We start from the raw sequence: 21,189 nt of genomic DNA on the forward strand, positions 1-21,189 counted from the left end.
TAAGTGCTTTATAAACATATTATATCACAAATCCAAAATTTGTTCATACTTTATTCACACGTTGATCAAAATTTGGACAAAACTAAATACGTCTAGTTCACAAATAGAAATATATTGACATTCAGATAAATTTGTGTTATAATAAAATATTTGTTTGACAATCCACCAACCTCCTGGGTATGATAGCACTGTTATTTCATTATCATTTCTCTTTGGAGGGATTCGAATGCAGATTGCGAACGGTATTTACATGCTTGAACTGTCAGTTCCTGTAATGGGGCGTATCGATGTCATACACCCAACCCTTTTAATCGATGAAGGGGGCGCCACTCTCGTGGACACCGGATATCCCGGTATATTACCGCTTATACAGAATGCCATGGAGGAACATAACGTTCCATTCCGTCATTTGAAAACAATTATTATTACCCATCAAGACATAGATCATATCGGAAGTTTACCTGATTTCATAAGCAAATCTCCGCATAAACTTGATATCTTGGCCAGTGAAATCGAGAAACCTTATATTCAAGGTGAGAAAATGTTGATCAAAATCACACCAGAATCGATCGAAAAAGCGGTCGCTAGTTTACCTGCGGACATTTCTCCTGAATGGCGAAAAGCTTTTCGATCAGCTTTGGAGAATCCGCCCAAAGGACCGGTCAATGGCATTCTTGAAGATGGACACGAACTTACCTATAGTGGTGGAATTATCGTCATACATACCCCAGGTCATACTCCGGGACATGTTAGTCTGTACCACAAACAGAGCAAAACATTGATTGCGGCTGATGCCTTGGTCGTTTCAGATGGTCAACTTCTCGGCCCTATTCCGGAGTACTCCGTTAACTATGAGTTAGCGATGCAATCAATTAAGAAGTTCATCAAATACGACATTGAGGCTGTTATCTGCTATCACGGCGGGTTGTATAAAGACAACGTAAATCAACGTATTGCGCAATTGGCAGCTTCTTCTTTTAACTGAATCATCATCTTATCGTTTAAAATCGAAAAAGCAGGCTGCCACAATTGGCAACCTGCTTCTCATATGTAATGTCCTGCTACTTCAATAACGTGTAACCTCCGATAAACGGAAGGGGTTTTACTTGGCCTTGGGCCGCAGCGACTATACCTAAAATGGCTAAAACAAACACAGCTAAATTCGCTAAAGGCAATAGAATCCAACCAATGAAAGGAATAATACCCAAAACAACATTTACGATGACAGCGGCTAGTAATAACGTAAGACCTTGGTTAGCATGATACCATGCAAACTTGGAGTCCTTTGCAGCGATGAGCGGGATAAAAAACAAGATGTATGCAATGATGGCCATTCCCTTATTACTTTGAATATCCGAAGAATCATACATAGACAGCACCTCTTTCTTTTTCTCAAAGTATACTATTCCATTATATTCGGTGTTTTCCATCTATTCTATTGAATTTCATACTTTTCGAAAAATTATTTTCCGGAGTCAAATATCCCATCAGTTGCTAAAATCACGCCAGAGTCTGAGTAATTCTTGTTCGCGGGAAGGGTCCATACCTGCAAGGCGAACTATCTCAGATGATCGTCCTAAATCCCAAACCAAAGTGTCTTGGACAGTCTCACTTAACGGCCTAGTTGTTAGTCCCGATTCGAAGGCTTTGGCATTGTCCAAAGCAAACATCCCGACTAAACTATCGCTCTTTATCCAAAGTGGAAGCTCCATCCACTCCCCGACTTCATGTGCCACTAAGAACGTTTCCGATACCCATGAACAAGATGTTTCAGATACACATACACTTTTACATGCCTTAACTACATCTTCCATTGTATAATCGTTGCCGCTTGCATGGAGTGTGCCCGTTATACCTTGTTCAACTAACCGAATAATCCAAGCCGATAAATCTCTTACATCAATAAATTGGAGCTTCCGTTCTTTCGGCAGAGGAACTAACACGTCTCCGCCCCGATGAAAACGAGATGGCCAATAGGTGAATCTATCCGATGCATCATACGGTCCAACAATGAGACCTGGACGTATAACTAGTGACCGGTCAGGAAATGATTGGTTCACCGCTTGCTCACAGAGGGCTTTTAGCGCACCGTAACGCCGCCCTGGATCAATTGTTTCTACCGATTCCAATTCAGCCACTGGTGCCGACTCATTCAAATTTTCCTTCCGAAGATCGTCATAGACGGAAACAGTAGAAATGAAGGTAAAGTGCTTCACTCGATCCTTCAACAACTTTGCAGCGGCATCTACAACCTCTGGCTGATATCCGCTCGTATCGATTACCGCATCCCATTCGTGCTCTTGAAGCAAGAGTAAATCAACGTTCCGATCACCATGGATATGCCGGACCTGTGGAAAGGCATTAGCGTCATGCAGTCCCCGGTGAAATAAAGTTACTTCATGCCCCCTAGCTAATGCGGCTTCTGTAAGCGCTCTTCCTAGGAATTTCGTACCGCCTAGAATTAGTATATTCATGGACTACCTCCAAATATTTAGTTTATTTATCTACACGCGATAACCCAGAAGCCAATCCAACTGCTTCATTTGGACATTATCAGGAAGGAGTCTAAGCACCTGATTTCGCAGCACAATAGCGGCTGGATTGCTCATTTGCACGATGCGCGCCATTCGTCTGGATTGACGCACAACTTGATTGGCTCGTGGTTTTCGATTGCTTTCATAAGAATGAAGTGCGGATGTAACGCTATTTAATGAAAGCATTGAAATTCCTTCTAGACATCTAGCTACAACAAGAGCATCCTCCATCGCCTGAGCGCCTCCTTGCCCGAGATTAGGCAGCATAGGATGAGCTGCATCACCAACCAGTGTTACTCTCCCTCGGCTCCATCTTTCAAGTGGTTTACGATCATGAATGTCATGCGTTAAAATTGCCCCCTCATCAGTAGACTGGATAGCCTGCTCAATCGGATTATGCCAGCCCTCAAATTGCATAAGAACGTATTCCTTCTTACGATCTACACCTATCCCTGAAGCTGCATTGATTGCCGCGAACCAAAAAACTTGCCCCTCGCCAATCTGGGAAAAACCGAACCGTCGTCCTCTACCCCATGCCTCAAATCCTCCACCGATCTCAGGCATATAACGCTTATCCAAGAATGTAGTAATACCTCGGAAAGCTCTAAAACCTGAATATCGCAGTTGTTCTAAACCAAATAATAGTTGAGCAACTCGTGAATGAATGCCATCTGCACCGATTAAGATATGTCCGCTATCTTCTGTTCCATCATCAAAATGGACAACTACCTGATGCGGATCCTGTTCAAAGGTTATCAGCTTTTTATTCATATAAACGATTGTTCGCTCATCTAGTTGTTGAAATAAAATCATTTGAAGCTTCGCGCGATGAATAAGGTAGCTATAAGTTCCATATTGAGCGGCTTGCTTCGAGACGGGAACTGAAGTGATCGGTTTACCATCCCATGAGCGAATTTCAGCCAAGCCAACTTTAGCACCGGTCCCCCGCACCTGTTCATCCAAGCCAAGCTCCGATAATACATGCATCGCATTCGCAGCTAACACAATTCCAGCACCGAACTCGGATAGCTCTTTCTTTTTCTCGTAGATGATAACTTTCCAACCTTGCTTTTCTAAGAAAAGCGCTGTCGTTAATCCACCAATCCCAGCTCCTATGATAATTGCTTTCCTAGTAGAAGGTAAGATATTCTTCATGTTGCCCTCCATAACCAACGAACCATTTCCATCTACTGTAACATATTCCATTCAAGACAAAAACCTCCTAAAACCATGGGTTAAGGAGGTGCGTTATTATGAGGGTATGAAGTTTATATTCTGTTATGTTGCAACTAATTGTTGTTTAACCTCAACGATCTCAAGATTCGAGAAAAATCGGCTTAACTTCATCATTTTCTCATTTGCTGCCAATTTAGAAAGTGGCGGGCACATAGGCTTTCCTCTGTAACATACGATAAATAACAAACTCATCACCTACTCTTCCATTCAAGAATCACATTTCCACTTGATACATAACGTATCATACAATAATTTTACTCTAGATACAACAAATAGAGATAAATACCGTCATATTTCGATAGTATATGTAATTTCACAGGACTTTATAACCATTAAACTCCTACATAATTCGAAAGACCCCCTCGGAATGAGGGGGCCCTTCGATATTTTAAACGATGACCAATTCGGAAAGCTTGGCACGTACCTGCTCAACTAATTCAATCGCATCTTCGGAACGATTCACAACATCAACACGATCCATATCTACAATCAACACTTCAGAGGCATGATAATGATTCATCACCCAGTCATCATAACCTGACCAAAGCTGCCGATAATAATCAACCAAAGATTGATCCTGCTCGAAGCTGCGTCCCCGCAGTCCGATGCGGTACATAACCGTTTCGAATGAAGCTTTTAGATATACCATAAGGTCTGGCGCTTTCTTAGGAAGCTCGGCAAGCTCAGACATCATATTGTCGGCAAGCCCCTCATAAACATCAAATTCCAGCTGTGAAATACGGCCTAACTCCCGATTCACTTTGGCAAAGTACCAATCCTCATAAATACTTCTATCCAGTACATTTCGATTATGTACTAACGCTTGTTTAATTGCCTTAAATCTTGTATTCAAGAAGTGCAATTGAAGTAAAAACGGATATCGCTTCAACTCAATTTCTTCCGGTGATGCCGTGTAAAATAGCGGTAGTATCGGATTATCATCGACACTTTCATAATAAACATTAGAATTTAATTCTTGCCCAAGTAAAGTCGATACCGATGTTTTACCTAGACCGATCATTCCCCCAACCACGATCACAGCCATTGACCCCTTTCTCCTTCTGCCCATTCCTAATTTACCGTCAGTCAATTCTTGCAAAGCTTCCCTATTATACAAGGAATTCATAGTGGTGGGAACCCTATTTTTTCACCTTTATCTATCGTTTTCTTCTTCTCTTGTAATCCGCTCAATGACAGCATGAAGATCATCTGGTCTAAGTAATTCAACCGGTGATACGCCTTTTTCGAAGTATAAATAATCGCCTTCAATCAGGATAACGTAACGTTCACCTTGTCTGGCAATGTGAACTTTGCGTCCATAATCGGCAAGCTGGGCCTTCACACTGATATGATCTAGCTTGATGCGCATTTCCAGATCCGGCTTCTGCTGGGCCAAATAATTAGCGGCATCCATGACCTGTGTCGGTGTCCACTTCTCCTGAAGCTCGCGCTTTTCACTGGCTGCCCAAATTTCCAAATCCTTTTCTTCCTGCTCGCGTTCCTCCGGTTTATGCTCATAGTCTCTCTCCAGCTGCTGCTGAACGAGCCCTAGTACTTGATGATGCAAAATTTCTGGCATGGACTGCTCATATTCTACATATTTTAGGAAATCCTCAAAGTAACGAGCATGTGAAGCCTGGTGAATTTTCAGCTCCGCTGGTTCTAACATGCCTTCCTCAGGCATAAACGGATATTGGATCGATTTCATGTTTTTTGCATTAATCGCCATTTCCACTTGATTCAATAAGCTCTTTTCGTCGGTAATCCGTGCAATTTTCGGCTCAAAATCGCACTTAAGGATAAATACAAAAGGATCATCAAAATATTGATTGAGCTTCGCACTTGCGACAAGAAAAGCTCCGCCCCTGACCGCACTTGTGTTCAGATAAGCGTTTAAGAGTTCGTCAGCGACATTAAGGAAGTCCTGTTTATTCTCTGCATAGCGCAAACGCGCGAATAGATTATAGTTCGGATTACTTTCTAATTCGAAGCCTGGCTCGGTAATGAAACGTCCTATCTTCGTAGGCACCTGCTCAGCTCTCGGGTTTCGCTCAACTTTGCGTTTAGCAATTCGGGCGAACTCTCCGTCTAAGAATTGTTGTAACGCACTGTCTTCATAATCATTCTCGTCCAAAGTCTGGTAATGGCGATAACTTTTAGCGGATGCCGAGTCGGCACCTTCCCCTTGGATCACAAAAAATGATATATATTGAACTGCGAATTTCATGCTGCTTCTCCCTGTCAATCGTATTCAAAATTGCACAACTTTGATTGTACTTGGTATAAAACCGAAACACCACAAAAAAAAAAGGAACAGTTTGTGATTGTTTGTAAGCTCATGCTGTCACTACTAATAAGCGCTGCTTTTTCAAAATAATAAGACAGAGGTGTGAAGATGATTTACGGAACCAAACTACTGGAAACAGATACAGAAATTTTCATTGCCGCTCTTACAAAAACACCTGTTTATGTTTGGTCGTTAGATTCATTAGGCGTTTATTATCAGGTAAATTCGGGTTTTATCGTAAAATATACACCTGATGAAGTACAAATTCATCCTGAACAGGACTCCTCAAAGACAAAATGGTATTCAAGAGAGACGAATGAATTTAGTATCCGTTTCTAGAAATGAATAAAACCGCCCGTTCCTGTTACTTAACAGGCCTGGCGGTTTTTACATTCATGCTATTCAAATTCACTCATGTCCTTACCTATCGTCTGCGTCGGCAAAAACACATCAATAATGGTTCCTACTCCAATTTGGCTCTGAATTGACATTGTGCCTTTGTGCGCTTCAACGATTTTGAAACACATCATCAGACCGAGTCCTGTGCCCTTTTCCTTCGTTGTATAGAAAGGTTCACCTAATTGCTTGACCCGCTCCTCTGGGATGCCGCATCCATTATCCTGAGTCCTTACTCGAATCATCCCGCTGCCCTGCATGGAAACGGTAATCTTAATTTGTCCATCCTTCGTTATCGCTTCAATCGCATTTTTCACCAAATTAATAAACAATTGCTTAAGATGCATCTCAGAACAAATGAACTCCGGAATATCAGACTCAAACTCGAGCAAAAGCTGCACATTACATAGATTAGCCTGCGTATCAAGCAGCGCAATCACGGTTTGTAATATATTTATCAAATCACTTTTTTTGTATTGAATAGCTTCCGGTTTCGCAATGACGAGGAATTCGCTAACAATGAAATTAATCCGATCCAGTTCGGACAGCATAATGTCAAAATAGTGCTGTTTTCCCTTCATATCGTTCTGCAGCAGCTGTAGGAAGCCTCGGAGTGACGTGAGCGGATTCCTGATTTCATGAGCAAGTCCGGCAGCTAATTGGCCAGCGACGGAGAGTTTATCTGATTTACGCAACAATTCCTCAGTTCGTTTCCGTTCAGTAATATCTCGCGTAATGCCAGCAAACCCGATAATCTCGCCCTTCTCATTCTTGATCGGCGTTTTGGTCACACTTACGTGAATGAGCTGTCCATCTTTACGAACTCGAACCGTCTCTAACCCAGAAATTTGATTACCCGCTTTCAATATGTCATGAATTTCTATACGATGCTCTTCCAAGAAATCTGGATATATGGGTAATAGTTGGTTTAGAAGCTCATCCTGATTCCAACCAAATACTTTCTCATAGGCGGAATTGACAGAAATAACCTTAAACCGTTGATCAAGTACGCAGATGGCATCTGTTGTATTATTAATAAAAGATTCCAGCAGCTCCTTCGTTTCTCTAAGCTCTGTTTCCATCTGTTTACGTTCCGTAATGTCCACACAAGAGCCGATCACTTCAATTACGCGGCCATTTTCAAAAATGGGACGTAACGATGTCAAATAGGTAATCCCCCGGAATGTGGCTTCATACATGACATTTTCTTCCCCGCTCCATGCCCTGCGATAATACTTATCGATATTGACAGCCATATAGAATGGCCATATCTCGTATAAGCCGTTGCCAAGGATATGCGATGGCTTATAGCCGAGCCTATACAGAAGTTCACCGTCACATAAGGTATGAATGAATTTCCCTTGCATTTGTCTGAATTTCATGGTCATTCCTTGCTGTCTGCGAACAGTGTCATGCAGATCCTGCTGCGCAACTCTCAAGGACTCACGGTCTTTATTATGCTGGGTGATATCTCTAGCGATAATATAAACGCCTTCCGTTATCCCATTCACAATAATCGGCACATTTTTTAAGCCTAATTCTATCATGCCGCCACTCTTATGCGTAACCCGAAGCATATAATTATCCGTCTGCAAGAGCACACTATCGGTCGCGTATTCAGATGGATCCTCTTGTTTCTCTTGCTCCCAGAATTGATGGATGGACCGTCCAACCATATCCGTCTTCGTGTAACCCAGAATCCGTTCCATAGCAGGATTCACACTTATGATCACACCGTTCAAATCACCTGTTATGATCCCCGCAGGATTATGCTCAATTAACGAATTATACCGCTGCTCACTCTCAGCAAGTTTAAGTTCCATCTCGGACTTTATCGAGAGATCTTTCATCTGAGCCATATAATAAAGAGGTTCATTGTCAGAGTTTCTAATTAGCGAAATTCCGCATTCCACCCTTTTGATTGCTCCCTCTTTTGACTTCAATCGTTGTTCGATCTGAAAATAGCGTAAATCCCCAGACAACAGTTGCGCTAAGTGTCCAGGCAGTTTGTCGTTCTCTTCGGGCAAAAAGATCGTGGTTATATCGGTATTTACTAATTCTTCTTCCGAATATCCAGTTATCGCGCTTAGGCTGTTATTCATCTTCATCCATTGTCCATTGAGCGAAATAATCGCCATGCCCATCGTTGTGAATTCGAATACCGTGGCAAATGACGGTTCCGTTCTCGAAAGCATATCCATTCATTTATCCCCCATCTTAAACATACATGGATGGTTTCCATCACCAAATGTTTGAATTCGACGATTTAAAGATGATTCCTCCCGTAATAGCTCTTGGTTGATCAAATAGTTCATGAAATGTGCCCTTGAAATTCCTCGTTATGATAAAATAAAATGGTTCTTCTAGGTATGTTTGAACATCACAAATTAGGAGGGGCACAATTGCCTAACATCTGGACACATCTGATTTTCGGTCAAGAATTAATGAACGAATTAGGGCATGCCAATATGCTGAATGATAAGCAGCTGAGACATGTTTTCTCTCTTGGCTGCCAAGGACCCGATTTCTTGTTCTATCATAACTTCTTACCTTGGAAAAAAGACAAGAAACTCAATCAATTGGGAAGTCTCATGCATACAAGAGCATGCGGTCCGTTCTTGATGGATCTACTTTCCCATATGCAAGGTCGAGGCTTGTATAATCCCGCTGTTGTTTATGCACTTGGATTCCTTACACACCATATTCTCGACCGTAATATGCATCCCTATGTTTTTTACAAATCAGGCTTCAAGAAATGGGATCACCAACGATTTGAGATTATTATGGACACACTCATTGTTCGTCGCAAGCTTGGACTTCAGACATGGAATACGCCTGTATGGAAAGAAATTTATGTTGGAGAAGCTCTGCCCCTTGGTATTGTACCTGCGCTTGCCCACGCTGCCGCCATCCACTACCCTGACCATGCATCGCAGATTACTGATAAGGATTGGAACGATGCTTACATGGACATGATTCGAGCTCAACGCTTATTCCACGATCCAAAAGGAATCAAACGTTTATTCACCTTCGGTCAAATATCGCCTTTGGTCTATACCAAGCATCCGGCTCCGCTTGATTATTTAAACGAAGCCAAGACGGTTTGGAATTGTCCTACCTCATTAGAGGAAACGTACACATACAGCGTTTGGGACTTATGGGATATCGCGATGGCAGATGGACAAATCGTCCTCCAAGCAGCCATACAAGCCATACAACGAGGTTCTTCGGCTGATTACCAAGCCTTAGAAGAAGTTCTCGGCAATCTCTCCTATGAAACAGGTAAATACTGTGACAGCGGACTGCAAATCACTCATGTGAAGCCTATGATTTAAAGCTTAGCATCATCAACCTGATCAAGCCATGAGTCGATATGACCAATTACCGAAGCCACACAGCCATCTTTGAAGGGTGAAATTAGCTTAGCGACTTGCACAAGCTCTGTGAAATTCAGACTTCCGCCTTGCTGACAAAGTCTTAAGTAATCCTCCCAAGCTAATTCTGAATTTTCATTAGCTCGTTTCCAGAATTGAAACGCGCACACTTGCGCAAGGGTGTAATCAATGTAGTAAAACGGGCTTTTGTAAATGTGGGCTTGCTGCTGCCAAAAGCCCCCTCTTTCCAAATAGTCATTATCCTCGTAAACACGATGCGGCAAATATTTGCGCTCAACCTCGCGCCAAACTAACTTACGCTCAGCGGGTGTAAGTTCCGGCTGCTCATAGATCCGATGCTGAAATTCATCTACTGCAACACCGTATGGAATGAATAAGAGCGACTCACTAAGATGCTTGAATTTATACTTATCTGTCTCTTCCTCGAAGAACAACGACATCCAAGGCCAAGCGAGAAACTCCATGCTCATCGAGTGAATTTCACAGGCTTCCAAGGTTGGGAATATGTATTCAGGCACTTGAAACTCTCGGCTGCTAAAGCCCTGGAATGCATGACCTACTTCGTGCGTTAAGACATCAATGTCACCTGAAGTTCCGTTAAAATTAGAGAAAATATACGGTGCTTTGTATGTACTAATATAAGAGCAATAACCACCTACGCGTTTCCCCTTCTTAGCCACTAGATCCATCAAACCGTTATCGATCATAAAGGTAAAGAACTCATCCGTTTCCGGGGATAGCTCTGCATACATCTTACGAGCTTGTTTCACAATCCAATCCGCATCGCCTTTAGGCGTTGCATTCCCGGAGGCGAAACCAAACTTGTCGTCGTAATAGTGCAGCGAGTCTACGCCGATTCTAGCCTTCTGCCGCTCCTTTAGTTTGGTTGCCACGGGTACAATGTGTTCAAGAACTTGATTCCTAAATACATCCACATCTGTGGCATTATAATCAGAACGGTTCAAACGAGCATATGCGAGTTCAACAAAATTGTTGTATCCGAGCTTCTTAGCTATGAGAGTACGAATCTTCACTAATTGGTCATACAGTTCATCCAATTTCGCTTCATTCTCTATAAAAAAGCTATATTTCACATCATTCGCTTCTTTACGTACATTTCGGTCTGTTGATAATTGAAAAGGCACGAGTTGGGATAAATTTCGTTCTTCCCCTGCATAAATGAGCTTCGCAGATGCAAGCAGCTTCGAATATTCACTGGCCAGTTTGTTTTCCTGTACAAGATCTTCAACAATTTCCGGTGAAAACGTCTTCAATGATAAGGAGGCAATCGTGAACAGCTGCTTCCCCCATTTGACCTCTAACTCTGATCGATAGGAGGATTCAATGAGAGCTTTATAAAATTCGGTAATTAGCCCTTGATATAAAGGCTCAATTTCGTCGAAATACTCTTGCTCCGCTTTGTAAAATTCATCATTTGTATCCACACTGTGACGAATCCGCGCAATAGACTCCATTGACTCCAACTCACTTCGCAGACTAACGATCGCTTCCATCGCTTGGTCCTGATCGCCAAACGAAGATGCTCGTTTAAACGCTTCTAAAAGCTCCTTAAATTTAATTTCAAAAGCGCTAAAGTCAGGTCGTTCGTACTTAAATTCTTGAAATTTCATTGGATTCACTCCTTTGAGTTTTCGCCAGAAAACTGGCAGTCTACTTACATAACTGCAATACTGTATGGAAACAATTCACTGGTCATAAGTTGATTAGAAACAGCAGGGTCTTGTTCCATGATCAGTGTAGCTTCTAACTCATTATCCACCCTTAGGATAACAATGCCAAATGTTTTTTCATCAAAAGTTTGTGTTCTGCCTGCCAAAATGAGCTCCCCCTCCTCTTTCAACTGTAAAAGGTATTGAAAGTGCTCTTCAACAATTTTCTCTTCTCTATCTGTCCAAACACTGCGATCTAGAAAAGCAGGTTTTAATCGTAAGACATAAATAAATTCTTTATTGTCGCTCATTATTCCCGCTCCTTCACAAATAAATTTGGTATTTGCCAATCAATTTCCAAATATCCAAAGTCCCTAAGATACGCGTTCACTTGCGAAAAAGGCTTACTGCCAAAAAATCCGCGATACGAAGAAAGCGGACTTGGGTGAACTGATTTTATGATTACATGCTTCGAAGTATCAATTAGACGCTGCTTAGCCTGTGCATGACTTCCCCACAGTACAAAAATGATCGGTTTCTCCCGATCACTAAGCGTTGTTATGACTTTGTCTGTAAAACGTTCCCACCCTTTTCCTTTATGCGAATTCGGCGTATCTGCTCTCACTGTTAGAACAGTGTTCAACAGCAGTACGCCTTGTTCTGCCCAAGTCTTCAAGTAGCCGTTATCGGGGATATAGCAGCCAAGGTCAGACTGTAATTCTTTATACATATTTTGCAAAGATGGCGGTATCGGTATACCCGGTTTTACGGAAAAACTGAGACCATGGGCTTGGCCTCTACCATGATAGGGATCTTGTCCCAAAATAACTACTTTGGTATTCGCATAAGATGTTAAATGAAGTGCACTATAAATCTCATTTTGTTCTGGAAAAATGGTTTGTGCCGTATACTCATCATTAAGAAATTTTTGCAACTCATGGAAATAGGGCTCTTCAAACTCTGACCCCAACAGTGAAGCCCAGTCGTTCGTTAAATGGCTCACCATTCATCCCTCCTATCACTCCGTTTCCGTACCGAGCTCTCCCGTATCCATGTTTTTCAGCACGATTCGTCCATCCGCCGCTGTACCATCTGCAAGTACGAGCTTCAGCTTCGTCGTTTTCCCTTTATTTACGAGCGCCTGAACTTGGGCGTCCGTTAGATTCCGGCCAAAGCTTTCTTTCCAGATGACGAATTTGCAGCCTTCCTTATAGTGCGAGCAGCCGTAACCTTTACGTCCCATGAAAAGAGAGCCTCCGCACCCTGGTCTTGGACATGTCGCTAGGAACGTACTAGCTCCATCTGTTTGTTTAGCAGGAGCCGCTTTCTTAGGGGCGGTTGCTGTTTTGGTGCCGCCTGAAGCTGAAGCCGCATTCGATCGTGCAGACCCCCGTTTGGGTGCACTGGCAGGAGGCGTTTCGCCTTCAAAAGCTGTTTTGGAAGCCCTAGCTTGCACGCGAACCTTATCAACGATAAGGGTTGCGAATCTTTTGACGTTATGCATAAACTGCTCGTCCGAAGCCGTACCACGGGAGATTTCATTCAGTCTGCGCTCCCATTGCCCTGTCATTTCAGGTGAAGTCAGCAGTTCAATGCCGGCGCCGCGAATTAATTCAACCACCGTTCGCCCCTTCTGGGTCAGGACGATTTTCTTGCCCTGCATGTCAATGTAGCCAACCTTCTTGAGACGCTCGATAGTCGCTGCACGAGTTGCCGGAGTGCCGAGTCCCGAATCTTTCATCGCATCGCGGAGCTCCTCATCTTCAATCTGCTTACCGGCGCTTTCCATAGCTTTGAGCAGCGTTCCTTCGTTAAAATGCTTAGGCGGCTGTGTATCTTTTTCCTTCACAATCGCGTCATGGCAAAGGACATTTCCCTGTGAATCGATGGAGAAAGGCTCGTTTACTTCAACCTCTTCGTCTTCTTCCTCTTCCTTCTCCTTCCCCTTCGGGCTCTTTGCCTTTTCTTTTTTCTGATCGGCATAGATGACTTTCCAGCCTAATTGGAGCAGCTCTTTAACCGTGGTTTTAAACATTTCTTGTTCTACCTCAGTCATAACCGTATGAACCTTATATTCAGCTGGAGGGTAAAACTGGGATAAGAAACGTCTTACAATCAAATCGTACAATTTCTGTTCATCTGGACTCAGTCCTGATGCTTTGCGATTCGTCGGAAGGATCGCATGGTGATCTTCAACTTTGCTCGGATTGCAAATAAACTTGTTATTTTTATGCACCAGATTTCGGTTTGCCCCTTGCACAAGCTCATGGTAAGCCGTTCCTTGTAATGCGGATAAGGACTTGTGCATTTCCGGTATATTTTGCTCAGTCACATAGTTGGAATTGGTTCTAGGATAGGAAATGACCTTATGCTTCTCATAGAGTGCCTGAGCCGTATCCAACGTCTTCTTCGCTGAGAAGGCGTATTTCCCATTCGCCTCACGCTGCAGCAGCGTCAAATCATACAATTTAAACGGATATTCCTTCGTCTCTTTCACTTCATAGGAGATAATCCGTGCTGGCTTCCCTTTGACCTTGGCAGCAAGCGCCTCGACCTTCGGTCCATCCGTCAAGCGCTCTCCCTGCCACATGCCTCTATACGTCGTCTCGCCTTGTGTAAAATGTCCTTCCAGCTCATAAAATTTGAGCGAAGAGAAGGCTTCAATCTGCTTCTGTCGGTCATAAATAAGCGCTAGTACAGGCGTTTGAACGCGGCCAACGGAAAGCAATACGTTATGCTTGGTTGTGAATGCACGAGAACCATTCATGCCGATTAGCCAATCAGCTTCACTGCGGGAGCGCGCGGCGCGCGTTAAATTCTCGTATTCTGCGCCGTCCTTTAATGTAGCGAAGCCATTTCGAATCGTTTCCGAGGTTAAATCGGAAATCCAGAGGCGCTTAACAGGCTGCTTCAGTCCAAGATGCCGCTGAATAAGCGAGAAGATATGCTGCCCTTCCCTCCCCGCATCACACGCATTGACAAGCATGTCGCATTTCTTCGCAAGCTCAGCAATCACTTTAAGCTGATCGTAAGTCCGCGGGTTTGGAATCAACTTAAATTCATCAGGAATAATCGGCAGGTGATTAATATTCCATTTTTTATATTTATCATCATATTGATCAGGTTCAGCCAACTCAATTAAGTGTCCGATCGCCCAGGTGATGATGTACTGCTCACCCTCTAGATGGGACCTGAGATTTTTGGCTTTGGGTTCTATTGCGGCGGCTATATTACGTCCCATATCGGGTTTTTCCGCAATAATTAATGTCTTCAAGAGAGTATCGCTCCTTAATTGAACTTTCTAAGTAGATCAGAATCTGTCGCCTCAGTGTATCCCACTTTATAAATGGCTGCAATATGGTAATGATCGAAAAATTTTATTTTAGTAAGTAGACTTTACTCCAAGTCCCTTCACTTCCTTTGAATATGATAACTGGAAACGTCAAATGAAGCCAAGAGGTGAAGGTTCTTATTATGCATATTCTGATTATTGCTCCTGAACAAATCCCCGTCCCTCCTCCCGTCGGAGGCTCTGTGGAGCATTGTATATACCAAATCGCCAAAAAAATATCCTCCAAGCATAAAGTGACCATAATAAGTCGGCTGCGCTCCAACTACCCAAAGACAAGTAGATTAGGTCATATTACGATTCTTCGAGTACCCGGTGCCAATAAACATGCTTATTTATCTAATGTACTGAAGACTGTCAAAGGGCATCATTACGATATAATTCAAATCGATAACCGCCCTAGGTTTGTGCATGCCGTGAGAAAAGTATTCCCGCATACGCCTATCTCTGTTTTTTTACATTCAACGACGTTTATTTCCCCTCCGATGACATCCAAGAAACTCGCTGCAAGCGATCTCCGTGCGGCTAATCGTATTATTGGCAACAGCCTTTCGCTGCAAAATCACCTGAAACGAACCTTTCCAAAAATCAGCCATAAGGTTCGTTACGTTCATCTGGGCGTCGATCTTGCTCAATTCCGTCCACGTAAAGTGAAAAAGCATTCAACGGGCGGTCGCCGGCCATTTATCATTCTATTTGCAGGCAGATTGATTCCGAGGAAAGGAATTCCCGTACTTATGAAAGCTACACAGATCGTTAGAAAATCCATCCCTTCAGCGAGGCTTCACATTGCCGGCGGGACTGGTAAGCCAAGCTACAAGCATTATTTGAAAAAATTAGCTTCCTCACTTCGAATCCCAGTAACGTTCAAGGGTTATGTTTCACGCAGTCAAATGCCTCGTTTCTATCAGTCCGGGGATTGTTTCGTTTGCCCGTCTCAAGGTCATGAAGCGTTTGGCTTAGTGAATGTGGAGGCGATGGCATCCGGCATTCCAGCGATCGCTTCTAGAAATGGCGGGATTCCTGAAATTATTCGACATAAGCATAACGGACTTTTAGTGGCGAATTATCGAAGCCCAAGGGCTTTTGCCAAACAAATTATTAAACTAGCCAAAGACCCTTCTAAGGCCAAAAGACTGGCCAAGCAAGCCCGACTAGATGTAACGAGAAAATTTAGTTGGCGAGCCACAGCCAGCAAATTAGAAAAGATTTATACGAAAAATCCCACGTAGAGGTGCTGTTATGTCCATGAATCGAGCTAGAACAGTAGGCAGCAAATGGGTCAAGACGAAAGTTCTTTTATTAAACAAAGAACTTCGTAAATTTGTTCCGGAAACAAGAATCTATAGTCAAAAAAACCTGCTTGAAATGCTAAATAAACATAAAATGGTTTATGTCAAACCACTCAATGGCTCTTCTGGACATGGCGTTATTCGTGTAGAGAAAAATGAGACTTATCGATTTCAGTCCGGCAAAACAGCTAAATCCTTTCGAACTTTTTTAGGTTTATTCGGTGCCCTAAACAAAGCCAAGTTAGCTAGATCCTATTTGGTTCAGCAAGGCATTCATCTCTTAACCCATCAAAAGAGAATTTTCGACATACGTATAATGGTACAAAAAAGCCCTAAGAAAACTTGGGAAGCTACTGGTTATATTGGTCGAGTTGCTCATCCACAAAAAATAGTAACGAACTTTCATAATAGCGGCAAACCGCTGCCATTAGAATTATTACTTACTCCTTACTTAAAGAATCCGAAAAAAGATGATTATATCAAAAGCTTGCGACATCTAGGATTTCAAATCGCAACGCATTACCAGAAAGTTTATCCGAGATTTAAAGAAATTGGTGTTGATATCGGTATTGATAAAAAGTTAAAACCATGGGTCATAGAAGTAAACACAGCACCTGACCCCTTTATATTTAACCAATTAAAAGATAAAAAAATGTTCTTCAAAGTACTGCGTTATTCGAGAGCGAACGGCCGATTCTTACCCAAAAAACGTAAGTAACCCTTGTTTCCTATATTTAGTAAAAACCTCCAATCCCACTTGAAATGGGACTGGAGGTTTATTTGCTTTATGAGGTTAATCGGCGTTGGCGAACCATCAGCCGTTCTCAGAAGTGGAACAGACCTTTGTTTTTTTCTTGTCAAGGGTTTTGGCTTCATTGGATTCTCATGGTTTTCTAATAAACCTCGTTTAAGCCTGATTTGACCTAGTGTTCCCATATGTTTGGTAATCTATAGGTCATTCTGGATGTGTTAAGGTTATCCCAGGTGGAAACCTAAAACACGATCCTGAAGGAGGACATCCTATCATGAACAACATGAAAAAGAACCGCCTAAGTAAATCGCTATTAGGAATTACACTTAGTGTATCCTTATTTGCATCAGCTAATCTAATAGCAGCCCCTCAATCCGCACATGCTGCAAGCGCAGCTTCTATAACAGCAGCTTCAACATCGATGTCGGGAAAAGCAAATCGTGTTATCTTAACCGGCAAGCAATACCTTGGCGTGAGGTACATGTTCGGATCGCAGAAAAGCAGTGCAAGTTCCTTTGACTGCTCATCTTTTACGCAATACGTATATGGTAAGAATGGGATCAATTTGCCTCGTTCATCCAAACAGCAATCACAGGTTGGTACATTTGTGCCTAGAAATCAACTGCAACCTGGAGACCTTGTCTTCTTCTATTCACCTATTCATCACGTAGGTATCTATATGGGTAATGGTAAGATTCTTCATACGTACGGCAATCCTGGCGTAACGATTTCAGATATGAATTCCGGTTGGTGGAGCAGAAATTACAAAACAGCTCGCCGAGTGATTAACTAAGCCGGATATTCGCAAAAAACTCCTTCCAGCTATCCATCTGAAGGAGTTTTTTTATTCATTAAATGACTTTATTCTCTTCATGATCTACACTTTTTCCGGGAATGATAAGAATATGGTCTAGGATAAAAAATCATCTAGACTCTCCTTCATCCGGATCAGTCCTCTCATCTTATATGGATAACGATACTGATTGATTATTCACGCTTAGCATCATATCATTCACGATGTGAACAGCCGCTTGACTTCGTTGCAGCGCTCTCATGCGTTCTTTTATTTCTTCATGCAAGCTTGGATGATTGATTAAATAAGTGATTTTACTGGTAAATTCCTTCATGTTCGTAGAAACCGATGCCATTCCACGGCTAGAGAGATACAAGGCATTTTCCTTTTCTTGACCGGCATAGGGCCTATAAATAAAGATAGGCAGTCGTAAAACAATGGCCTCTGTCAAAGTTAACCCACCTGCTTTGGTTACAATACAAGTTGCCTGAGACATCCATTCATGCACATTTTCAACAAATCCCAGAAATGTTATTCCCGAAAAAGCAGCAAACTGGTCTTCAAGTTTACTTTTTAACCTCTCATTTCGGCCACAAACAACGACCAATTGACAATTGTCCAGTAAAGCTAGATTATTCAACATTTCCTCTATATAGCTGGTAGCCCCGCTGTCTGATGCCATGATAAGAATGATCTTCTTTTTTTGTCTTTGGGTGCTGGTATTCCTCTCATTTGCGAACTCTTGCCGCAACGGAATTCCGCTAACCTCAATACGATCCCTGCTGAATCCTTTGAAAATGATTTGCTGCTTTAATTCTTCCGTTGCCACATAGTATTTATCAACATTCGGGTGTAACCAGCTGGCATGTAAAGCATAATCCGTCAGTACAGTGAAATTCGTAATGCCCATAGAACTGCATACTTCGGGTGATGCGCCGAATGGAAAGGTGTTAACAACAACATCCGGGCGCTCTTGATGAATAAGTTCTTTCAGCTTTTTTTTACCAAGATAGGTCATGGATCTCTGGAATAAAGCGGTTCGTGAGGTTTCACGGGTTAAGTAATAGCTCCAGCCGTAATAATCGAGACCTATGCGAGAACTTTTTGTGCTTTTGTTAACTAGCGAGGTTGTAATTAAGTTAATGAATGGATGGCCTTCTTGCATCAAATTGACGATTTTCACCTGATCTACACCTTGCCTCAAGAATTGCTGCTGCAGGGCTTTTGAAGCTTGTAGATGTCCGTTACCATAGCTGGCTGTTAGTATCAATACACGAGGATTCACATTCATGCTCAAGGAAAACCCACCTTTCATCGCATATAATTATAGGCGAAAACGATAACCTGCTCCCCATACCGTTTCAATATATTGAGCGTTGGATGCATCTAATTCAATTTTTTCTCTTATTTTACGGATATGGACCGTAACGGTCTGTGAATCTCCCATTGCATCCATTCCCCATATGCGGTCGAAAAGGTTATCTTTGCTATAAACACGATTTGGATTCATAGCCAAAAAATAGAGTAAATCAAATTCCTTCGTCGTAAGGTTAATTTCTTGCTCATGAACAAAAACACGACGGGAACCATAATCGATTAAAAGACCATGGATGCGAATTTCTTCACTGTTTTCTTTGGTGCCTATTAATCGCTCATAGCGTGCCAAATGCGCTTTGACTCTTGCAACCAGCTCTCCAGGTTTAAACGGCTTAGTAATATAGTCATCTGCTCCAAGACCAAGACCCCTAATCACATCGATATCCTCTTTTTTGGCAGTTACCATTAGGATTGGAATTTGATGTTTCTCGCGAATTTGCTTGCATACTTCGAACCCGTTCAATAAAGGGAGCATGACATCAAGAATGATTAAATCATACTCTCCGCTGAGTCCCAACTTTAGACCTTGCTCGCCATCCATCGCAATATCAACCTTAAAGCCACTCACTTCCAAATAATCACGTTCAAGTTCAGCAATAAGTTGTTCATCTTCTACAATTAATAGTCGTTTCATTCGTTATCACCGTCTTTGTGCCTTCTAAGCGGCAATTTGATAGTCATACAAGTCCCTTCACCTTTCATACTGCGAGCCCCAATGGTTCCGCCATGACCTTCGATCATTTGCTTCGAAATCGCTAACCCTAGACCGCTTCCCCCATTATTACTGTTCCTGGAAGGATCTGCTCGGTAAAAGCGATCAAAAATATGCGGCAACGACTCAGCATTCATACCTATTCCATTATCTGAAATTTCAATGATAACATGTTCCCCGGCTATCCTAGCATGCAAGCTAATGTGTTTCTCTGGTTTATTCATATATTTTAAGCTATTGTCCATTATATTAGAGAAAACGCGCTTCATTTTATCCCGATCAATTGAGACCTGAATCTGCTGGTTTAACGCGATATCTGACTTATAATGAACGCCTTGTTTGCCAAGTTCAAATTCAAGTTCATCGGACCAATCTTCCAAAAAAGAGGCGAAATCCACGACTTCAAAATTGAAGGGTACCCGCTTCAAATCCAATTTGGAATATAGAAATAATTCATCAATTAAATGATCCATCTCTTCGGCTTTGGAGGAAATGATTTCGATGTATTTTTGTTTTTTGTCATCCGTATCGGCTATTCCGTCACCTAGACCATCTACATAACCTCTAATTGCTGTAAGAGGCGTCCGAATATCGTGTGAAATGTTAGAGATAAGCTCTTTACGATTTTCTTCATATTGAATTTGTGTCTGAATGGATTCCCGCAATTGTTTTCTCATTTGTTCAAAGGCTATGCTGAGTTGCCCAATTTCATCCTTACTTGTAATCTGTACTTGGAAATCAAGATCTCCAGATTGAATCCTTTTCATAGCATTCTTTAACTTTCGGAGAGGGGTAATGATACTTTTTGAGACAAAATAGGTTAACAAGGTATGCGTGAGAATCAGAATAATAAGTAACGTGATAAAAAGAATAGGGAAAAATTTCTGCGTGAAATTAACGATTGGATTAACCGTCGTAATAATGAAAACACTTCCCGGTTGTTGTCCGATATAATAAAAATCGAAAGAGGTTACACCCAGTAACTCTCTCCCATACCGCTTGGCATCTTCCCGTTCTGGATGTCCAGGGTGCTTGAATGCAGGCAGCTGCTGGAGTGCATCTGATCCTTGCAAGGTTGGAGAAACATAGACTAACGTATTATCCTTACGTACAACCAGCTTTGAGTTACTTAACTGAAGCTCTTGATCAATATCCGCTAAGTACGCCGAGTCAGCTAGGATGGACGGATTCTTCTCCACGGAACGTTTCAGATCTTTAACCGTATGTTCCACATTCTGATTCTCGAATAGTCCGATACCAGATCCATACTGATCACGGATGCTTTGGAAATCGCCTTTAAAAACAACGACCAATAGAACAGCTGTAATCATCATCATAACAAGTGGAATTAGCAGCATAGCCGCATAGGAAAGCAATAACTTCAGACGAATAGACAT

General features: G+C 42.3%; 19 protein-coding genes. 6 read left to right on the forward strand and 13 right to left on the reverse strand.

Going from position 1 to position 21,189, the window contains the following annotated elements; all coding sequences use genetic code 11:
• Nucleotides 1-226 precede the first annotated feature (226 nt).
• Nucleotides 227-985 carry an MBL fold metallo-hydrolase gene (locus tag AC58U0_RS04055; protein WP_497377772.1) on the forward strand — a complete coding sequence of 253 codons (759 nt, stop codon included), beginning with the start codon at nucleotides 227-229 and terminating at the stop codon, nucleotides 983-985.
• A gap of 76 nt (nucleotides 986-1,061) precedes the next feature.
• Here the strand turns inward: AC58U0_RS04055 and AC58U0_RS04060 are convergent, their stop codons facing one another.
• The 5 genes from AC58U0_RS04060 to AC58U0_RS04080 all read right to left on the reverse strand — a co-directional run bounded on the left by AC58U0_RS04060 (nucleotide 1,062) and on the right by AC58U0_RS04080 (nucleotide 5,997).
• Nucleotides 1,062-1,370 carry a DUF4870 domain-containing protein gene (locus AC58U0_RS04060; RefSeq protein WP_047677714.1) on the reverse strand — a complete coding sequence of 103 codons (309 nt, stop codon included), beginning with the start codon at nucleotides 1,368-1,370 and terminating at the stop codon, nucleotides 1,062-1,064.
• A 117-nt stretch (nucleotides 1,371-1,487) separates the two neighbouring features.
• A complete protein-coding gene (locus tag AC58U0_RS04065; RefSeq protein WP_497377773.1) occupies nucleotides 1,488-2,474 on the reverse strand; it encodes an NAD-dependent epimerase/dehydratase family protein in 987 nt (328 codons plus the stop codon).
• A gap of 30 nt (nucleotides 2,475-2,504) precedes the next feature.
• Nucleotides 2,505-3,740, reverse strand: coding sequence for an FAD-dependent oxidoreductase (locus AC58U0_RS04070; RefSeq protein WP_497377774.1), 1,236 nt, complete (start codon nucleotides 3,738-3,740; stop codon nucleotides 2,505-2,507).
• 418 nt (nucleotides 3,741-4,158) lie between these two features.
• The gene (locus AC58U0_RS04075; RefSeq protein ID WP_057302683.1) at nucleotides 4,159-4,815 is read right to left on the reverse strand and encodes a deoxynucleoside kinase; all 657 of its coding nucleotides are present in this window, start codon (nucleotides 4,813-4,815) and stop codon (nucleotides 4,159-4,161) included.
• A gap of 108 nt (nucleotides 4,816-4,923) precedes the next feature.
• Nucleotides 4,924-5,997, reverse strand: coding sequence for a DUF3900 domain-containing protein (locus tag AC58U0_RS04080; RefSeq protein WP_497377775.1), 1,074 nt, complete (start codon nucleotides 5,995-5,997; stop codon nucleotides 4,924-4,926).
• A gap of 168 nt (nucleotides 5,998-6,165) precedes the next feature.
• On the opposite strand from AC58U0_RS04080, the gene AC58U0_RS04085 reads away from it, so the two are divergent.
• The gene (locus AC58U0_RS04085; RefSeq protein WP_497377776.1) at nucleotides 6,166-6,396 is read left to right on the forward strand and encodes a hypothetical protein; all 231 of its coding nucleotides are present in this window, start codon (nucleotides 6,166-6,168) and stop codon (nucleotides 6,394-6,396) included.
• Nucleotides 6,397-6,455: 59 nt separating this feature from the next.
• On the opposite strand, the gene AC58U0_RS04090 is transcribed toward AC58U0_RS04085, so the two are convergent.
• Nucleotides 6,456-8,654: a PAS domain-containing sensor histidine kinase gene (locus tag AC58U0_RS04090; protein WP_497377777.1), complete on the reverse strand. Its 2,199-nt coding sequence runs from the start codon at nucleotides 8,652-8,654 to the stop codon at nucleotides 6,456-6,458.
• A 201-nt stretch (nucleotides 8,655-8,855) separates the two neighbouring features.
• Between AC58U0_RS04090 and AC58U0_RS04095 the strand changes: the two genes are divergently transcribed.
• Nucleotides 8,856-9,788 (forward strand): zinc dependent phospholipase C family protein, encoded by a 933-nt coding sequence (locus AC58U0_RS04095; RefSeq protein WP_497377778.1) that lies wholly within the window; start codon nucleotides 8,856-8,858, stop codon nucleotides 9,786-9,788.
• On the opposite strand, the gene AC58U0_RS04100 is transcribed toward AC58U0_RS04095, so the two are convergent.
• Genes AC58U0_RS04100 through AC58U0_RS04115 form a run of 4 tightly spaced genes read right to left on the reverse strand, consistent with a single transcriptional unit; the run spans nucleotide 9,785 to nucleotide 14,792 of the window.
• The gene (locus AC58U0_RS04100; protein WP_497377779.1) at nucleotides 9,785-11,479 is read right to left on the reverse strand and encodes a M3 family oligoendopeptidase; all 1,695 of its coding nucleotides are present in this window, start codon (nucleotides 11,477-11,479) and stop codon (nucleotides 9,785-9,787) included. The two genes, AC58U0_RS04095 and AC58U0_RS04100, sit on opposite strands and share 4 nt — an antisense overlap.
• A 44-nt stretch (nucleotides 11,480-11,523) precedes the next feature.
• On the reverse strand, nucleotides 11,524-11,829 hold the full coding sequence (locus AC58U0_RS04105; protein ID WP_057302677.1) for a YciI family protein: 306 nt from the start codon (nucleotides 11,827-11,829) through the stop codon (nucleotides 11,524-11,526).
• A complete protein-coding gene (locus tag AC58U0_RS04110; protein WP_497377780.1) occupies nucleotides 11,829-12,524 on the reverse strand; it encodes a uracil-DNA glycosylase in 696 nt (231 codons plus the stop codon). Before AC58U0_RS04110 ends, AC58U0_RS04105 begins: the two co-directional genes overlap by 1 nt.
• 12 nt (nucleotides 12,525-12,536) lie before the next feature.
• Nucleotides 12,537-14,792: a type IA DNA topoisomerase gene (locus AC58U0_RS04115; RefSeq protein WP_497377781.1), complete on the reverse strand. Its 2,256-nt coding sequence runs from the start codon at nucleotides 14,790-14,792 to the stop codon at nucleotides 12,537-12,539.
• A gap of 200 nt (nucleotides 14,793-14,992) precedes the next feature.
• Between AC58U0_RS04115 and AC58U0_RS04120 the strand changes: the two genes are divergently transcribed.
• The 3 genes from AC58U0_RS04120 (at nucleotide 14,993) to AC58U0_RS04130 (ending at nucleotide 17,703) form a co-directional block, all read left to right on the forward strand.
• A complete protein-coding gene (locus AC58U0_RS04120; RefSeq protein WP_497377782.1) occupies nucleotides 14,993-16,099 on the forward strand; it encodes a glycosyltransferase family 4 protein in 1,107 nt (368 codons plus the stop codon).
• Nucleotides 16,100-16,109: 10 nt separating this feature from the next.
• Nucleotides 16,110-16,877, forward strand: coding sequence for a YheC/YheD family protein (locus tag AC58U0_RS04125; RefSeq protein WP_497377783.1), 768 nt, complete (start codon nucleotides 16,110-16,112; stop codon nucleotides 16,875-16,877).
• 307 nt (nucleotides 16,878-17,184) lie between these two features.
• On the forward strand, nucleotides 17,185-17,703 hold the full coding sequence (locus tag AC58U0_RS04130; RefSeq protein WP_497377784.1) for a C40 family peptidase: 519 nt from the start codon (nucleotides 17,185-17,187) through the stop codon (nucleotides 17,701-17,703).
• Between the two features lie 169 nt (nucleotides 17,704-17,872).
• Here the strand turns inward: AC58U0_RS04130 and AC58U0_RS04135 are convergent, their stop codons facing one another.
• Genes AC58U0_RS04135 through AC58U0_RS04145 form a run of 3 tightly spaced genes read right to left on the reverse strand, consistent with a single transcriptional unit; the run spans nucleotide 17,873 to nucleotide 21,189 of the window.
• Nucleotides 17,873-18,994 (reverse strand): MGDG synthase family glycosyltransferase, encoded by a 1,122-nt coding sequence (locus tag AC58U0_RS04135; RefSeq protein WP_497378240.1) that lies wholly within the window; start codon nucleotides 18,992-18,994, stop codon nucleotides 17,873-17,875.
• A gap of 33 nt (nucleotides 18,995-19,027) precedes the next feature.
• A complete protein-coding gene (locus AC58U0_RS04140; RefSeq protein WP_497377785.1) occupies nucleotides 19,028-19,714 on the reverse strand; it encodes a response regulator transcription factor in 687 nt (228 codons plus the stop codon).
• Entirely contained in the window at nucleotides 19,711-21,189 is a 1,479-nt protein-coding gene (locus AC58U0_RS04145) for a sensor histidine kinase (RefSeq protein ID WP_497377786.1), read from the reverse strand. The genes AC58U0_RS04140 and AC58U0_RS04145 overlap by 4 nt, the downstream gene beginning before the upstream one ends.

This window comes from Paenibacillus sp. J31P190 (assembly GCF_059692075.1).

Bases quoted from the DNA above. Each gene is read 5' to 3' on its own strand.
- AC58U0_RS04075 (WP_057302683.1), bottom strand. From the start codon at position 4,815: ATGGCTGTGATCGTGGTTGGGGGAATGATCGGTCTAGGTAAAACATCG.
- AC58U0_RS04105 (WP_057302677.1), bottom strand. From the start codon at position 11,829: ATGAGCGACAATAAAGAATTTATTTATGTCTTACGATTAAAACCTGCT.
- AC58U0_RS04085 (WP_497377776.1), top strand. From the start codon at position 6,166: ATGATTTACGGAACCAAACTACTGGAAACAGATACAGAAATTTTCATT.
- AC58U0_RS04100 (WP_497377779.1), bottom strand. From the start codon at position 11,479: ATGAAATTTCAAGAATTTAAGTACGAACGACCTGACTTTAGCGCTTTT.
- AC58U0_RS04145 (WP_497377786.1), bottom strand. From the start codon at position 21,189: ATGTCTATTCGTCTGAAGTTATTGCTTTCCTATGCGGCTATGCTGCTA.
- AC58U0_RS04055 (WP_497377772.1), top strand. From the start codon at position 227: ATGCAGATTGCGAACGGTATTTACATGCTTGAACTGTCAGTTCCTGTA.
- AC58U0_RS04065 (WP_497377773.1), bottom strand. From the start codon at position 2,474: ATGAATATACTAATTCTAGGCGGTACGAAATTCCTAGGAAGAGCGCTT.
- AC58U0_RS04080 (WP_497377775.1), bottom strand. From the start codon at position 5,997: ATGAAATTCGCAGTTCAATATATATCATTTTTTGTGATCCAAGGGGAA.
- AC58U0_RS04130 (WP_497377784.1), top strand. From the start codon at position 17,185: ATGAACAACATGAAAAAGAACCGCCTAAGTAAATCGCTATTAGGAATT.
- AC58U0_RS04125 (WP_497377783.1), top strand. From the start codon at position 16,110: ATGTCCATGAATCGAGCTAGAACAGTAGGCAGCAAATGGGTCAAGACG.
- AC58U0_RS04135 (WP_497378240.1), bottom strand. From the start codon at position 18,994: ATGAATGTGAATCCTCGTGTATTGATACTAACAGCCAGCTATGGTAAC.
- AC58U0_RS04120 (WP_497377782.1), top strand. From the start codon at position 14,993: ATGCATATTCTGATTATTGCTCCTGAACAAATCCCCGTCCCTCCTCCC.
- AC58U0_RS04110 (WP_497377780.1), bottom strand. From the start codon at position 12,524: ATGGTGAGCCATTTAACGAACGACTGGGCTTCACTGTTGGGGTCAGAG.
- AC58U0_RS04060 (WP_047677714.1), bottom strand. From the start codon at position 1,370: ATGTATGATTCTTCGGATATTCAAAGTAATAAGGGAATGGCCATCATT.
- AC58U0_RS04140 (WP_497377785.1), bottom strand. From the start codon at position 19,714: ATGAAACGACTATTAATTGTAGAAGATGAACAACTTATTGCTGAACTT.
- AC58U0_RS04070 (WP_497377774.1), bottom strand. From the start codon at position 3,740: ATGGAATATGTTACAGTAGATGGAAATGGTTCGTTGGTTATGGAGGGC.
- AC58U0_RS04090 (WP_497377777.1), bottom strand. From the start codon at position 8,654: ATGGATATGCTTTCGAGAACGGAACCGTCATTTGCCACGGTATTCGAA.